This is a genomic window from Archangium lipolyticum, from assembly GCF_024623785.1.
In the GTDB taxonomy this organism is placed as follows: Bacteria; Myxococcota; Myxococcia; order Myxococcales; family Myxococcaceae; genus Archangium; species Archangium lipolyticum.
Genome location: NZ_JANKBZ010000013.1, coordinates 106,842 through 120,989, shown reverse-complemented (window position 1 = coordinate 120,989; position 14,148 = coordinate 106,842). Strand labels below are relative to the sequence as shown.

Below are 14,148 nucleotides of genomic sequence, written 5' to 3'. Positions count from 1 at the left end.
GCTAGCGAACTGCTCTCGAATGAGGGTCCCGGTGTGCGCACCGGGGTGCTCGGTCGGGAGGAGGACGGGATGGTGGTGGGCGACACGGCGGAGCGTCGGGATGTGGTGGCGTTCTATGCGCTGACCGCCTTCGCGGCGCTGATGTACATGGTGCCGCAGGCGTGGATCCCGGCGCTGGCTCCATTGCGGCTGGCGCTGCTGACGTCGGGGGTGGCGGCGGGGTTGATGGCGCTGAGGAGGATGGGGCGCGCGGAGCCGCTGTACTTCGACGGCGCGCGAGGCCTGGCGCTGCTGGCCTTCTCGGGGCTGGCGCTGGCCTCGATGACGTGGTCGGTGAACCCGGAGGTGTCGCGCTTCACCGCCATCGAGCTGCTGAAGCTGACGGCCATCTACCTGACGCTGGTGAACGTGGTCACCACGCCGAAGCGGCTGGCGGTGCTGTGTGGGGCGGTGGTGCTGGCGTCGATCGTGACGTCCCACGGGGTCATCACCACGTACCTCACCGGAACGCCCGAGACGCTGGTGGAAGGCTACCGGGCGCACTGGGTGGAGGTGTACGCGGACCCGAACCGCTCGGCGATGAACCTGGCGCTGGTGGTGCCGCTGGCGGTGGCCTTCCTGGCGCGCAAGGAGAGCGGCTGGGTGTGGCGCATCGCGTGCGCCGTGGCGGTGGTGCTGGCGGTGGTGGCCATCGTCTTCACCTACTCGCGCGGCGGCTTCATCGGCCTGTCGGTGGCGATGGCCATCTGGGCGATGCGCGAGCAGCGCAAGCTGCGCTCGGTGATGATCGGCACGGCGCTGGCGCTGGGCCTGGCCATCTTCGCGCCCAAGAGCTTCTGGCAGCGCAACGAGACGGTGGCGACGTTCCACGAGGACGCCTCGGCCATGGGCCGCGTGTACGCGTGGCAGGTGACGTCGCGCATCAGCCTGGACAAGCCGCTGCTGGGCGTGGGGGCGGGAGCCTTCCGCCACGCGTGGCCGCTGTACGCGCCGCCCGAGGCCACCCGCGCGTACGTGGCGCACAACATCTTCCTGGACGTCATCGGGGAGCTGGGCTGGGTGGGCCTGCTCTTCTTCCTGGTGTTCGCGGGGGGCGCGACGGGCGCCGCCTTCGAGGCCTCGCGCAGCGCGCGGGTGGGGTGGTTGGCGCGAGGGCTGTCGGCCTCCATGGCTGGCTACCTCATCTGCGACCTGTTCTCCGGTTACATCTTGTCGGCACATCTCTACGTGTTGTTCGGACTGGCGGCGTGCGCGCAGCGCATCGCCCGGGCGCAGGAGTCGGAGGAATCGGTGAAGGTTCCGGTGGTGAAGGGGCAGCTGGCGGCGAGCTGGGAGGGCTCGAACAATGCGGCGTGAGGAGGCGCGCATGGCGGAGGAACCCCTCCGCCTCTTGCAGTTCACCAAGTCGTTCCACATCGGCGGCACGGAAGTCCAGGTGGTGGAGCTGTTGAGGGGCCTGCCCTCCAGCTACCGGGTGCAGCTGGCGGTCCTGCAGGACGTGGGGCCGTTGATGGACTCGGTGCACCGGCTGGGCTTCACGCCGGAGGTGTTCCCGCTGAATGGCTCGCTGGCGCGGCCCAACTCGGCGGTGCAGGTGGTACGGCTCGCGCGCTGGCTGCGGCAGCAGCGGGTGGAGCTGGTGCACGCGCACGACTTCTACTCGACGATGCTGGTGGTGCCCGCGGCGAAGCTGGCGGGGACGAAGGTGATCGTCGGACGGTTGGATCTGGCCCACTGGCACGGTGCGGCCAGGCGCGAGGTGCTCAGGGGCCTCACGCGGATGGCGGACCACGTGGTGGGCAACGCCGAGGCCATCCGCCAGATGCTGGTGGAGGAGGAGGGGCTGCCGCCGGAGCGGGTGTCCGTCATCCCCAATGGCCTGGATCTGAAGCGCTTCGGCGCGCGGGTGCGCGAGGGACTCAAGGCGCCGCTGCCGGACACGAAGGGCGCGCCGGTGGTGGTGCACGTGGCGAACATGAACCACCCGGTGAAGCGGCAGGAGGATCTGCTGCAGGCGCTGGCGATGCTGCGCCGCGAGGGGCACGTGCCGCACGCCTTCCTGGTGGGGGATGGCCCCCGGAGGCCGGAGATGGAGCGGCTGGCGGGACAACTGGGGCTGTCGGACACGGTCCACTTCCTGGGCCACCGTTCGGACGTGCCGGCCATCTACGCCCGGGCGGACTTCGGGGTGCTGTGCTCCACCGCGGAGGGCATGTCCAACGCGGTGATGGAGGGCATGGCCGCGGGGCTGCCCATGGTGGTGACGCGGGTGGGAGGCAACCCGGAGCTGGTGGCGGACGGCGAGCGGGGCCTGGTGGTGCCGCCCCTTCAGCCCGAGGCGATGGCCGGGGCCTTCCGCCGGCTCCTGGCGGACCGGGAGCTGGGCAAGCGCATGGGGGCGGAGGCGCGCACCTTCGTGGAGCGGGAGCTGTCCCTGGAGCGGCTGGTGCGCCGTCACGACGCGCTGTACCGGCGGGTGGCGCGAGGCGGGTGAAATCGTTTCCCGGGTGACTCGTAGGGGAGGGCGACAACCTTCTTCCCTACGAGGCATCTCCCATGAATCTCGCCCTGCTCCTGGTCCTGGCCGCCGCACCCGCCTCGCAGTCCTGGAAGTTCGAAACGGATGGCTCGCCGAAGGTGAGCATCTCCAACGTCAGCGGCTCCGTCCGGGTGGAAGCGGCGGACGGGAAGACGGTGTCGGTGGAGGTGAAGCAGGAGGGCGACGAGGCCGAGCGCGCCAGGTTCCCCGTGGAGGTGGAGCAGGATGGGGACGAGGTGTCGGTGCGGCTGTGCTGCGGCGACGCCTGCGGGACGCTCCGCGGCTGCAAGGATCCGGTGGCCACGCACTTCGTGGTGAAGGTGCCGCGCGACTCCTCGCTGGAGGTGAGCTCGGTGGAGGCACCGGTGAAGGTGTCCGGCGTGGCGGGGGAGCAGGAAGTGTCCGTGGTGAGCGGCGACGTGTCGATCGAGGGCTCGCGCGGGGAGCTGGAGGTGGCCGCGGTGAGCGGGAACGTGAAGCTGACGCCCGAGGTGCTCGCGGACACCGAGGTGAGCACCGTGTCCGGTGACGTGAAGCTGAAGCTGCCGCGCGGCGCGGGCGCCAACGTGGAGTACTCCTCGGTGGGCGGCCACTTCAACGGGCGCGGGGTGAGCCTGGGCTCCTCCAAGCAGCGCTACGGCAACGGGGAGCACGACGTGGCGGTGAGCTCCGTGAGTGGTGCTCTGGACGTGCAGTCCGACGACAATCGGTAGTAGAATACCTTCACGTGCCGTGCAGGTACGGCACTGTGAGGGGCCTCGCCGGTTGCACTCCAAGGATCCGGCGAGTGCCCCGCTTTTATCTCGAAGGACTCAGGCCTGGGGGCGCGCGGCCTCGCGCTCGGGCACGGCGGACGGCGGCGGGACACGGTGGTCGGCGCCGATGGCCTCGCGCACCGAGCGGAAACCGTCCCGGGCCAGCAGCGGACCCAGGCCCTCGAGCAGCCGGCGCACCATGCCCGGGCCCTCGTAGATGAAGCCCGTGTACACCTGCACGGCCGAGGCTCCGGCACGCAGCTTCTCGTACACGTCCTCGGCGGTGAAGACGCCGCCCACGCCGATGAGGGGCAGGGCTCCCCCGCTGCGAGCGAAGGCCCGGCGGATGACGGCGTTGGCCGGCTCGCGCGCGGGTGCTCCGGACAGACCGCCGGCCTCCTTCGCCAGCGGGTGCTCGAAGGGGCGGGCGATGGTGGTGTTGGTGGCGATGAGCCCGTCCAACCCGCATGCGAGGGCCACGTCCACCACCTCGTCCACGGCCTCGGGGGTGAGATCCGGGGCGATCTTCAGGAACAGGGGCTTGCCCGGGGCCACCCGCGAGAGCCGCTCCTTCACGGCACGCAGGAGCGCGGTGAGCTGCTCGGGCTCCTGGAGCTTGCGCAGGCCGGGGGTGTTGGGCGAACTGGCATTGACCACCACGTAGTCCCCGAGCGGGGCCAGCGTGTCCACGCACGCGACGTAGTCGTCCACGGCCCGCTCCAGGGGCGTGTCCTTGTTCTTGCCGATGTTCACCCCCACGGGGGCGGGGTGCCACGAGCGCGCGCGGAGGTGCTCGGCGGCGTTGGCGGCGCCGTGGTTGTTGAAGCCCATGCGGTTGATGAGGGCGCGGTGCTCGGGGATGCGGAAGAGGCGCGGCTTCGGGTTGCCGGGCTGGGGCCTGGGGGTGAGGGTGCCCACCTCCACCGCGGAGAAGCCGAGCGCCAGCAGGCCGTCCACGGCCTCGGCCTCCTTGTCGAGGCCCGCGGCGAGCGCCACGGGGTGGGCGAGCTCCAGGCCCGCCACCTTCACCGAGGCGTCATAGGTGACGGAGCCGAGCGTCCGCGCGCGCATGCCGCGGCACATCCCCGGCAGGTGCCCGAACCATCGCAACAGGGTCATCCCCAACCGGTGGGCGCGCTCGGCGGAGAGGAGGAAGAGGAGGGCACGGGCGATGCGGTACATAGACCTCAAGCGGGGATGAAGGAGTACTGACGGGCCCAGGCGAGCGTCTGGTCCACCTGCTCGGGGGTGAGGATGCCGTTCTTCTCGACGAGCTCCACCTCGCGGGCCATGTCCGTCTCGAGGAGGTAGGTGCCGTCGGTGTTGAGGGTGAACTTGACGCCGCGGTCCCAGAAGGTGCGCATGATGTGCTTGAGCTCGTCGAGGCCCTCCACAGCGCGGGTGTGGATGTTGGAGGTGGGGCACAGCTCGAGCACCACGTCGTTCTCGCGGAGCATCTTCATGGCCGTCTCGTCGTAGGCGGCGCGGATGCCGTGGCCGATGCGGTGGGGCTTGAGGCGCTCCACCACGGCCATGACGCCCTCGGCGCCGGTGCCCTTGGTCTCTCCGGTGTGCACGGTGCACTTGAGGCCGGCCTTGCGCGCGCGGGCGAAGAGCTCCTCGTACTGGGGCACCATGGTGGGCTCCAGCTCCAGGGCGTTCTTCTCCGTGCCGGCCAGGTCGATGCCGTACACGCCGCGGTTGCGGTACTTGATGGCCTTCTCCACGACGATGCTGTTGAGCCGGTGATCGAACTCGCGGGCGAGGCAGAAGATGAGGCCGACCTTCACCCCATACTCGAGCACCGCGCGGTCCATGCCCCGGAGCGCCGCGTGGATGATGTGGTCCAGGTCGAGCTCCGAGTTGAGGTTGCGCTTCATGGGGTTGAAGCGCAGCTCGATCTGGGTGACGCGGCTGCCGCGGTACTCCTTGCCGATGATCTCGTAGATGGAGCGCTCGATGGCCATCGGCGAGCTCTGGATCTTCTCCGTCCAGGTGTGGAGGATCTTCAGGTAGTCCTCGAGGCTTCCCACCTTGCCGGGGCGTGAGGTGATGAGCTCGACGAAGTCGAAGTAGTTCTTGACCGGGAGCTTGAAGCCCTGCTGGTGCGCGATGGACCAGAGGATGTGGGGGGCGACGGAGCCACCCACGTGGATGTGCAGATCAATGAGATCGCGTGCCATGGCGGCATGTATGCACAGAGCCGCCCGGGCGTCCAGCTAACGCCGGAGCAACACGTAGACGGCACCGGCACCACCGTCCTGCGGACGTGCGGTAGCGAACGCGAGAACGGTCTTGCCGATGCTCTTCTGGTTCAGCCACACGGCGATCCGCTCCTTGAGGACGGGAATCTGATCCTTGGAGTTCAGGCCGCGCCCGTGGACGATGAGCACGCAGCGCTTGCGGGCACGGCGGCTCTCGGAGAGGAAGCGGTCCACGGCCTCCCTGGCCTCGGTCTGGGTCATGCCGTGGAGGTCCAGGCGCGCCTGCACGGAGAAGTCACCGCGGCGCAGCGAGCGCAGCAGCCGGGCATCGATGCCGGGGGCGGCGCCCTCGATGAACTCGTTGGAGTCGGCGACGTCGAAGGAGCCCTGTCCAGCGACCATCTCGGCCAGCTCGGCGAGGGCCTCGGCGTTCTCGTCGATGATCTCCGGGAGGCGGGGATTGGGAGTGGGGGCCTCGCCGCGCTCGGTGATCTGCTCCACGCCGTCCATGGCGGAGAGGAAGAGGGACAGGTCGTCCTCCTCCTGGGAACGCTTGGGCCTGGCCGGTTTGGGGGGCGGGGGAGGCGCCTGGGGCTTCTTGGGCGGCTCGGCCTGCTTCTTCTTGAGGTCCGCGAGAGCCGACTTGAAGGGGTTGTTGAAGCTCTCGCTCTTCTTCTTGGGGGAGCCGCGGTCGCTCATGATGCGTTTGTAATGCGTCAGGACGGGCCGTAGTTCAACCCGGTTAGCGCCCGGACAGCCAATCCCGGATGTGTTGGGCGACGGGCGGGAGCTGCTCCACGCGGCACCAGTCGATGAGCAGCAGCTGGCTCCGGGTGGCGATCGAGGCCAGCAGGCGGGCATCCCCCTCGACGTCCGTGGTGCTCTCCCTGCCGCGCAGGGCCAGGACGCTGATCCTTCCGCCCCGTTGCGTGCCGTACAGCATGAGCCCCGAGGCCAACTTCACGGCGAAGCCCCCCGCGATCAGCCCCGGCGCGCCCTGGAACGAGAGGCCGTCGAACCACGACGCGGACGGGCCCAGCGTGCTCCGCAGCTCATCCAGGGTGAGCCAGGTGCCCTCCAGCGGAGAGGGCACTGCCTTGCGGATGTGGATGGCGTCGAAGCCGGCACCCTTGAAGTGCTTGTTGTGGATCCGCGCGACGGCCCGCAGGTCGATCTCGGCGGAGGACTCGAGCGTGAGCGCCACGAACTCGATCTGCCGCCAGTCGTCCTCGTGCAGCTCGAGCACGTTCAGGCCCTGCTTCGTCGAGCCCTCTTCCATGGCGGGAATCGGATCGCAGAGGGTAGGCAGGGAGTAGAGGATGTCGCGCGGATTCACGGTGGCCGGGAGGCTCTTGGCCCGGAGCATGAGCCGCACGGTTCCCGTCTCGCGGAACTCGGCGGCCGTCCTGGGCTCGGCGGAGACGACCTCGTATGACTTGTCGTCGATCTGAAGGGCAGCGACGTCGTCGAAGCTCGGGGGCAGCTTATCGGCGGGCATCGCCGTCTCGCCGAGCGACTGTCCCGTGTTCGCGTCGATGAACCGGACCTGGATGGTGGAGTGCGTAGGCATCGGGAGACAGCGTAACCGCTGTCGCAGCCGGGCCCCATCGCTGTTGGCTACGCGAAAGTCACGAATCACGGCATTGACAGCATGCGGGGCTTGTTGTTACCTCCTGCCACACGTCTGGAGATTCTCTTGTCCTGTCCTGTCACCCGAATGCCGATGTCCATGGAGGCCATGCTCATGCGTGGCCCGGGCATGCGCGCGCTCGCGGGAGGATGGGTTTCCAGCCGTTTCTGAGCTGACCTCTCGTACCGAAGAGCCGCGGGTGCCCGGGTTTCCGACCTGAACAGCGCCCCGCGGCACGGCTACGTCCCGAGCTCCCCTCGATCGTCTGCCTTCCGCCGTGGGCCCCGGCTCTCCGACCCACGCAGTTCGCCGAAAGGAAGACATCCATGGGCAGTGAACACTCGCAACGCGCCGAGAGCAGTGGCTGGCGTGTGTATAAGTTTGGCGGTTCCTCGCTCGGCACGCCCGGACGGCTGCCGCGCGTCCTCTCCCTCATCACCGAGGCGCACCGTCCGCTCGCGGTCGTCGTGTCCGCGCTCGGCGATACCACCGACTGGCTGATCTCCGCGGCCCAGGCCGCCGCCAGGGGAGACACGGCGGGCACCGACGCGGACCTGGCGCGCGTGCGGAGCCTGGCCAGGAGCATCGCGGGTACGGTCCTGGAGGGCTCCGTCCTCTCCGCGCAGGATCTCACGGTGGAGCAGCTCCTGGCGCCCATCGAGCGGCTGCTCACGGGCGTGGGGCTGACGCGGGAGTGCACGCCGGCCACGCTCGACGAGGTGGTGTCCGTGGGAGAGCGCATCTCCTCGGAGCTGGTGGCGCGGGCGCTGACGGCGCGTGGAGTGCCCGCCCAGGCGGTGGACGCACGCACCTTCTTCGTCACCGACGAGACGGCGGGCGCGGCCCGGGTGGACATCGAGGCGAGCCGCGCGAAGCTCGCGTCCCTGGCTCCCGGGTGGAAGGGCGTGGTGCCCGTCATCACCGGCTTCATCGCCCGCTCGCACCAGGGGCGGACCACCACGCTGGGCCGCAATGGCTCCGACTACACGGCCACGCTGCTCTCGTGGCTGCTTGGGGCCCGGCAGGTGACGGTGTGGACGGACGTGCCCGGCGTCATGACGGCCGACCCGGCGCTGGTGGGCGATGCCTACCCCGTGCCGCGCATGACCTATGCGGAGGCGCTCGAGCTGGCCCACTTCGGCACCCGCATGTTCCACCCGCGCACGATGATTCCGCTGCTGGAGAGCGGGGCGGCGCTGCACATCCGCAGCACCACCGAGCCGGAGGCGCCGGGCACGTGCATCGACGCCGAGGGCAATCCGGATCCCCACCGGCCCACCAGCGTGACGAGCCTGGAGCGGCTGGCCCTGCTCCATGTCGAGTCTTTGCGCCCCACGCTCAGCGAGCCGCTGGGGCATCGCGTGTTGCAGGCGCTCGAGGCGGCGCGGATCACCGTCTGGGGAGGCACGCTGTCGGCGCTGGCGCCGTCGATCTCCCTGGTGGTGCCGCAGGCCCAGGCGCAGCGGGCGCATGCGGTGCTCGAGGCCGCATTGCAGGGCGAGCGAGACCGGCAGGAGGTGAGGGTGCCTCCTCCGCACGCGCCGGTCACGCTGGTGACCCTGGTCGCCGAGTCCATGGGCCACCGGCCGAACGTGGCGGGCCGGTTCTTCCACGCGCTGGGGAGCGTGGGGGTGAACGTGCGCGCCATCCTGCAAGGGGCGAGCTCGCGCAGCGTGTCGTGCGCGGTGGACGCGGAGGACACGGCGGTGGCGGTGCGCACCGTGCACAGCGCCTTCAACCTCACGGAGACGGAGATCAACGTCCTCCTGGTCGGCAAGGGCACGGTGGGCGGACGGCTGCTCGCGCAGCTGGCGGAGAACGCGAAGGCGCTCAAGGCCCGGCATGGTGTGGCCCTGCGGCTGGTGGGGCTGGTGGACAGCCAGCGTGCGCTCTTCGAGCCCGCGGGCGTGCCCCCCGCCGAGGCCCTCGAGAGGCTCGCGGAGGTCTCTCCGAGCCGGGGCGCTCCTCCGGACGTGGTGCCGCTGCTGGAGCGGCTGTCGCGCCTGTCCGTGCCCGTGCTGGTGGACTGCACCGCGGCGGACGGGATGGAGACGCTCTACGCGGCGGCGTTTCGACGTGGCATCCATGTGGTGGCGGCCAACAAGAAACCGCTCGCGCGTCCCTGGAAGGAGCGCGAGTCCCTGCTCACCCAGGCCCGCGAGCACTTCCGCGCCTGGCACTACGAGACCACGGTGGGAGCGAGCCTCCCGGTCATCGAGACGCTGAAGAACCTGGTGCGCACCGGGGACCACGTGGAGCGCATCGAGGGGTGCTTCTCCGGCTCGCTCGGCTCCATCTGCCACGCCCTGACGGAGGGCGTTCCCCTGTCCCAGGCGGTGCGGACGGCCCGTGCGAACGGCTACACCGAGCCCCACCCGCGAGATGACCTGTCCGGCCTGGACGTGGCGCGCAAGGCCCTCATCCTCGCGCGGGAGCTGGGGCTGGAGCTCGAGCTGGAGGACGTGGCCGTGGAGCCGCTCGTCCCGCGCGAGTACCTCCGCGAGGACGATCCGGATGCCTTCCTGCGAGCCCTGTCCTCGCTGGATACGGACGTGAGCGCGCAGGTGTCGCGCTACCGGGCGGCGGGCCGGAGTCTGCGCTACCTGGCGCAGATCCTCCCGAATGCCCCCGGGGGTCCCCGCGTGAAGGTGGGTCCCGTGGCGGTGGAGGCGACGCACCCGGCCACCGGGTTGAAGGGCGCGGAGGCGATGGTGTCGTTCTTCACCGAGCGCTACCGGGAGTACCCGCTCATCGTCCGAGGCGCGGGCGCGGGCGGCGACGTCACGGCGGCGGGCGTGTTGGCCGACATCCTGCGGCTCGCGCAGAACGTCCGAGGGAGGAGATGAACATGAAGATCGAAAGTCAGCTGGCGCAGATTGGTTCCGTTTCAGACTCGGTGACGGGCGCGGTCAGCGTCCCCGTCCATCACGCCACCGCCTTCCGGCATCCCCGCCTGGGGCAGAGCACGGGGTTCGACTACTCGCGGACGAAGAGCCCCACGCGGGCCGTCCTGGAGGAGGCGATCGCCCGGCTCGAGTCGGGGGACGCCGGCTTCGCCTGTAGCTCGGGCATGGCGGCACTCCAGCTCGTCTTCTCCCTGTTCGGCCAGGGCTCGCACCTGCTCGTCTCGCACGACCTGTATGGGGGAACGTACCGGCTGCTGGAGAAGGTGCTGTCCCGCTACGGAATCTCCGCGACCTACGTCGACACCAATGACCTGGACGAGCTCCAGGCGAACCTCCGGCCCCAGACGAAGGCGGTGTTGATCGAAACGCCCAGCAACCCGCTGATGCGGCTCACGGACCTCGACAAGGTCTGCCGCTGGGCCAGGGCGCGCGAGCTGACCTCCATCGTGGACAACACGCTGATGACCCCCTTCTTCCAGCGTCCCATCGAGCTGGGAGCGGACATCGTCGTCCACAGCGCCACCAAGTACCTGGGTGGACACAACGACGTGCTGGCGGGGCTCGTGGTGACGCGGGTCAAGGCGCTGTCCGAGCAGATCGCCTTCCTGCACAACTCCATCGGGGCCGTGCTGGGGCCGCAGGACTGCTGGCTGCTCATGCGCGGGATGAAGACGCTGGCGCTGAGGATGGAGCGCCACCAGGAGAACGCCCTCCGCATCGCCACCTGGCTGGCGGCGCATCCGCTCGTCGAGAGCGTCTTCCACCCGGGCCTCGAGAGCCATCCGGGTTACGCGCTCCAGAAGCGGCAGGCCTCGGGGAACACGGGCATCTTCTCCTTCAAGTTGAAGGACGCCCGCCTCGTCGAGCCGCTCCTGCGCCACGTCCGGCTGATCGCCTTCGCGGAGAGCCTCGGCGGGGTGGAGTCCCTGATGACCTATCCCTCGGTGCAGACCCACGCGGACATTCCGGAGGAGCTGCGCCGGCGCGTGGGCGTGGATGACCGGCTGCTCCGGTACTCGGTGGGAATCGAGCACGTGGACGACCTGATCTCCGACCTGTCCCAGTCACTCGACGCGGCCCGCCGGGAGGTCGACGGCGGCGCCTGTACCCGGTGAGGCAACCATGATCCAACTCAAAGAGACCCCTCGTCCCCGCCAGAAGCTGGCCACCCGGGTACTCCACTCCGCCTCGGGGGTGGATCCGCGCACGGGCGCTTCCAGCATCCCGCTGTACCAGGCCTCCACCTTCCACCACGCCTCGCTCGAGAACCCTCCGGAGTACGACTACACCCGCTCCGGCAACCCGACCCGCCAGGCGCTCGAGGACACCATCGCCGAGCTGGAGGGCGGTGTCCGGGGCTTCGCCTTCTCCTCGGGGATGGCGGCGATCTCCTGCGCCTTCATGCTGCTCTCCAAGGGCGACCACGTCATCTGCTCCGAGGACGTGTATGGCGGGACGTACCGGCTGCTGACGGCCATCCTCGGACGGATGGGCATCGAGACGACCTTCGTCGATACGACGGACCTGGACAGGCTCGAGGCCGCGCGCCAGCCGAACACGCGGGCGGTGTTCCTGGAGACTCCGTCCAACCCGACCCTGAAGATCACCGACATCGCCGCGGTGGCGGAGTGGGCCCGGAAGCAGGGCCTGCTGACGATGCTGGACAACACCTTCATGACGCCCTGTCTCCAGCGTCCCCTGGAGCTGGGCATCGACATCGTGCTGCACAGCGCGACCAAGTTCCTCGGGGGACACAGCGACGTGCTGGCCGGGCTGGCGGTGGTGGGCAACGAGAAGCTGGGCCAGGAGCTCAAGTACCTCCAGAACGCCCTGGGCGGCGTGCTGGGAGTCCAGGACTCGTGGCTGCTGATGCGCGGGATGAAGACGCTCCTGGCCCGGATGGAGTTCGCCGAGCGGAGCGCGCGGACGCTCGCGGATTGGCTGACCCGTCAGTCCTCGGTGACGCGGGTCTACTACCCCGGGTTGCCGGAGCACCCCGGCCGGGCCATCCACGAGCGGCAGTCCCAGGGCTACGGGGCCATCGTGTCCTTCGACGTCGGCTCCGGGGAGCGCGCGAGACAGGTGCTCGATCGCGTCTCGGTCCCCCTGGTGGCGGTCAGCCTGGGCGCGGTGGAGAGCATCCTGTCCTACCCGGCGATGATGTCGCACGCGGCCATGCCACGCGAGGTCCGGCTCCAGCGGGGAATCGGGGATGGGTTGCTGCGCTACTCCGTGGGCCTGGAGGCGGTCGAGGATCTCATCGCGGACCTTGAGCAGGCGCTCGACGCGGGATGATCACAACCCGCGCAGACGGCGGAGCTCCTCATAGGCTTCCTTGATCTCCTGGAAGCGGCGCGACGCCTGCTGGACGGCTCCCTGGCCGAGGTGGGCGACGCGATCCGGGTGGTGGGCGGCGGCGAGCTGGCGGTAGGCCTTCTTGATGTCCGCGTCGCTGGCCTCGGGGGTGAGGCCGAGCCGGGAGTAGTGGACGTCACCGTCGCCGAAGTGGCGCGCGGTGACGGAGCGGAAGTCCTCCTCGGAGAGCCCAAGTCCCTGGGAGACACGGCGAAGGGTGTCCTGCTCGGCGCGATGGAGGCTCCCGTCGACGAGCGCGAGGGTGTAGAGGGCATCGAGCAGCAGGAGGCGCTCGGCGGTGGGCAGCTCCTCGCGGCAGGCGGCGGCGGAGTCCTCCAGCGAGGGCGGCCGGGCGAGGTGCTCCTTGAGGTAGCGGCGGACGAGGCCGAGGGCCTCGGGGCCATACTTGAGCTCATCGGCGAAGTACTCGCGGACCACGCGCACCTCGTCGCGCACGACGTCCCCATCGGCGCGGGCCACCTCGATGAAGAGGGCGCACAGGTGGCGGGCGAAGTGGTCCTGCGCGGCGGTGTTGAGGACGGAACGGGAGAGGGGCTCACCTTCCCCGGCGGACTCGGAGGGCAGAAGGTGCAGCTCGTCGACCTGGTGGCCGAGGAAGATGCCAACGATGATGAGCAGGACGATGGGCAGGGGTCCGCCGATCAACATGCCGATGGCCAGCCCGAGCATCGCTCCGAGAACTTTTCCTGGTGCCACGTGTGCTTCACTCCCTTGACGGGAGTCAGTTTGACATAGAGTCCGCCGCGCTATGGCCCAGTTGATCGACGGAAAAGCGGTGGCGGCGCGGGTGCGGGCGGAGGTGAAGGCGGAAGTGGAGCAGCTCAAGGCCTCGCGAGGCCTGGTGCCGGGACTGACGGTGGTCCGGGTGGGGGAGGATCCCGCCTCGAAGATCTACGTCACCGGCAAGAAGAAGGCCGCCGAGGAGGTGGGCTTCAACTCGTGGGAGGAGCACCCGGACGAGAGCATCACCGAGGACGCGCTGTTGGCGATCATCGACAGGCTCAACAAGGATCCGGCGGTGCACGGCATCCTGGTGCAGTTGCCGCTGCCCAAGCACATCGACTCGGAGCGGATCATCTCGGCGGTGAGGCCGGAGAAGGACGCGGACGGCTTCCACCCGATGAACGCGGGCAAGCTGTCGCTGGGCAAGCCGGCGCTCAGGCCGTGCACGCCATTCGGGGTGATGCGGCTGCTGCAGGAGGTGGGGTGCAACCCCGCCGGCAAGCGGGCGGTGGTGGTGGGGCGCAGCAACATCGTGGGCAAGCCGATGGCGCTGATGCTGCTTCAGGCGGACGCCACCGTGACGGTGTGCCACCGCAAGAGCGACCTGAAGTTCGAGGTTGGGATGGCGGACATCGTGGTGGCGGCGGTGGGCGTGCCGGAGCTGATCAAGGGCGAGTGGATCAAGCCCGGGGCGGTGGTGATCGACGTCGGCATGAACAGGATGCCGGACGGCAAGCTCAAGGGCGACGTGGAGTTCGAGAAGGCCAAGGAGCGCGCGTCCTTCATCACGCCGGTGCCCGGAGGCGTGGGGCCGATGACGATCGCCATGCTGATGCGCAACACCCTGGACGCGGCCAAGGCTACGTGACCGGGTGGGCCGGGGCCTTGCACCCGGCCAGCCTTCCGGAGATCAGCTCCCGGACGAGCGCGGCTTTCTCCAGCTCCCGCCAGGCATCCAGCAGCCGCTCGGCGGGAGTTGGACTCGACGAGGTGCCGGGCCGTCTCCACGGTGCTG

General features: G+C 69.6%; 12 protein-coding genes. 7 read left to right on the top strand and 5 right to left on the bottom strand.

Annotation, left to right across the window (positions count from 1 at the left end; genetic code table 11):
- Positions 1–69 precede the first annotated feature (69 nt).
- The 3 genes from NR810_RS26650 to NR810_RS26640 all read left to right on the top strand — a co-directional run bounded on the left by NR810_RS26650 (position 70) and on the right by NR810_RS26640 (position 3,252).
- Complete coding sequence (locus tag NR810_RS26650; protein WP_257456666.1) at positions 70–1,356, top strand: O-antigen ligase family protein; 1,287 nt, start codon at positions 70–72, stop codon at positions 1,354–1,356.
- Positions 1,346–2,494: a glycosyltransferase gene (locus NR810_RS26645; RefSeq protein WP_257456411.1), complete on the top strand. Its 1,149-nt coding sequence runs from the start codon at positions 1,346–1,348 to the stop codon at positions 2,492–2,494. The genes NR810_RS26650 and NR810_RS26645 overlap by 11 nt, the downstream gene beginning before the upstream one ends.
- Before the next feature lie 62 nt (positions 2,495–2,556).
- Positions 2,557–3,252: a DUF4097 domain-containing protein gene (locus NR810_RS26640; protein WP_257456409.1), complete on the top strand. Its 696-nt coding sequence runs from the start codon at positions 2,557–2,559 to the stop codon at positions 3,250–3,252.
- Between the two features lie 99 nt (positions 3,253–3,351).
- On the opposite strand, the gene NR810_RS26635 is transcribed toward NR810_RS26640, so the two are convergent.
- The 4 genes from NR810_RS26635 to NR810_RS26620 are packed head-to-tail and all read right to left on the bottom strand — an operon-like array spanning position 3,352 to position 7,068.
- Entirely contained in the window at positions 3,352–4,476 is a 1,125-nt protein-coding gene (locus NR810_RS26635; RefSeq protein ID WP_257456407.1) for a quinone-dependent dihydroorotate dehydrogenase, read from the bottom strand.
- Positions 4,477–4,481: 5 nt separating this feature from the next.
- Positions 4,482–5,477, bottom strand: a complete 996-nt coding sequence (locus NR810_RS26630) for an amidohydrolase family protein (RefSeq protein WP_257456406.1) — start codon at positions 5,475–5,477, stop codon at positions 4,482–4,484.
- Between the two features lie 36 nt (positions 5,478–5,513).
- Positions 5,514–6,197: a Smr/MutS family protein gene (locus NR810_RS26625; protein ID WP_257456405.1), complete on the bottom strand. Its 684-nt coding sequence runs from the start codon at positions 6,195–6,197 to the stop codon at positions 5,514–5,516.
- Positions 6,198–6,240: 43 nt separating this feature from the next.
- On the bottom strand, positions 6,241–7,068 hold the full coding sequence (locus tag NR810_RS26620; protein WP_257456404.1) for a hypothetical protein: 828 nt from the start codon (positions 7,066–7,068) through the stop codon (positions 6,241–6,243).
- Positions 7,069–7,454: 386 nt separating this feature from the next.
- Between NR810_RS26620 and thrA the strand changes: the two genes are divergently transcribed.
- The 3 genes from thrA to NR810_RS26605 are packed head-to-tail and all read left to right on the top strand — an operon-like array spanning position 7,455 to position 12,329.
- Entirely contained in the window at positions 7,455–9,974 is a 2,520-nt protein-coding gene (gene thrA, locus NR810_RS26615; RefSeq protein WP_257456402.1) for a bifunctional aspartate kinase/homoserine dehydrogenase I, read from the top strand.
- 2 nt (positions 9,975–9,976) lie between these two features.
- Positions 9,977–11,149 (top strand): trans-sulfuration enzyme family protein, encoded by a 1,173-nt coding sequence (locus NR810_RS26610; RefSeq protein ID WP_306818538.1) that lies wholly within the window; start codon positions 9,977–9,979, stop codon positions 11,147–11,149.
- A gap of 7 nt (positions 11,150–11,156) precedes the next feature.
- Positions 11,157–12,329, top strand: a complete 1,173-nt coding sequence (locus NR810_RS26605) for an aminotransferase class I/II-fold pyridoxal phosphate-dependent enzyme (RefSeq protein ID WP_257456398.1) — start codon at positions 11,157–11,159, stop codon at positions 12,327–12,329.
- Here the strand turns inward: NR810_RS26605 and NR810_RS26600 are convergent, their stop codons facing one another.
- A complete protein-coding gene (locus NR810_RS26600) occupies positions 12,330–13,106 on the bottom strand; it encodes a TerB family tellurite resistance protein (RefSeq protein ID WP_257456392.1) in 777 nt (258 codons plus the stop codon).
- Positions 13,107–13,158: 52 nt separating this feature from the next.
- Between NR810_RS26600 and folD the strand changes: the two genes are divergently transcribed.
- Complete coding sequence (gene folD / locus NR810_RS26595; RefSeq protein ID WP_257456390.1) at positions 13,159–14,001, top strand: bifunctional methylenetetrahydrofolate dehydrogenase/methenyltetrahydrofolate cyclohydrolase FolD; 843 nt, start codon at positions 13,159–13,161, stop codon at positions 13,999–14,001.
- Positions 14,002–14,148: the final 147 nt, after the last annotated feature.

Bases quoted from the DNA above. Each gene is read 5' to 3' on its own strand.
- NR810_RS26605 (WP_257456398.1), top strand. From the start codon at position 11,157: ATGATCCAACTCAAAGAGACCCCTCGTCCCCGCCAGAAGCTGGCCACC.
- NR810_RS26625 (WP_257456405.1), bottom strand. From the start codon at position 6,197: ATGAGCGACCGCGGCTCCCCCAAGAAGAAGAGCGAGAGCTTCAACAAC.
- NR810_RS26640 (WP_257456409.1), top strand. From the start codon at position 2,557: ATGAATCTCGCCCTGCTCCTGGTCCTGGCCGCCGCACCCGCCTCGCAG.
- NR810_RS26635 (WP_257456407.1), bottom strand. From the start codon at position 4,476: ATGTACCGCATCGCCCGTGCCCTCCTCTTCCTCCTCTCCGCCGAGCGC.
- thrA (WP_257456402.1), top strand. From the start codon at position 7,455: ATGGGCAGTGAACACTCGCAACGCGCCGAGAGCAGTGGCTGGCGTGTG.
- NR810_RS26630 (WP_257456406.1), bottom strand. From the start codon at position 5,477: ATGGCACGCGATCTCATTGATCTGCACATCCACGTGGGTGGCTCCGTC.
- NR810_RS26645 (WP_257456411.1), top strand. From the start codon at position 1,346: ATGCGGCGTGAGGAGGCGCGCATGGCGGAGGAACCCCTCCGCCTCTTG.
- NR810_RS26650 (WP_257456666.1), top strand. From the start codon at position 70: ATGGTGGTGGGCGACACGGCGGAGCGTCGGGATGTGGTGGCGTTCTAT.
- NR810_RS26610 (WP_306818538.1), top strand. From the start codon at position 9,977: ATGAAGATCGAAAGTCAGCTGGCGCAGATTGGTTCCGTTTCAGACTCG.
- folD (WP_257456390.1), top strand. From the start codon at position 13,159: ATGGCCCAGTTGATCGACGGAAAAGCGGTGGCGGCGCGGGTGCGGGCG.
- NR810_RS26620 (WP_257456404.1), bottom strand. From the start codon at position 7,068: ATGCCTACGCACTCCACCATCCAGGTCCGGTTCATCGACGCGAACACG.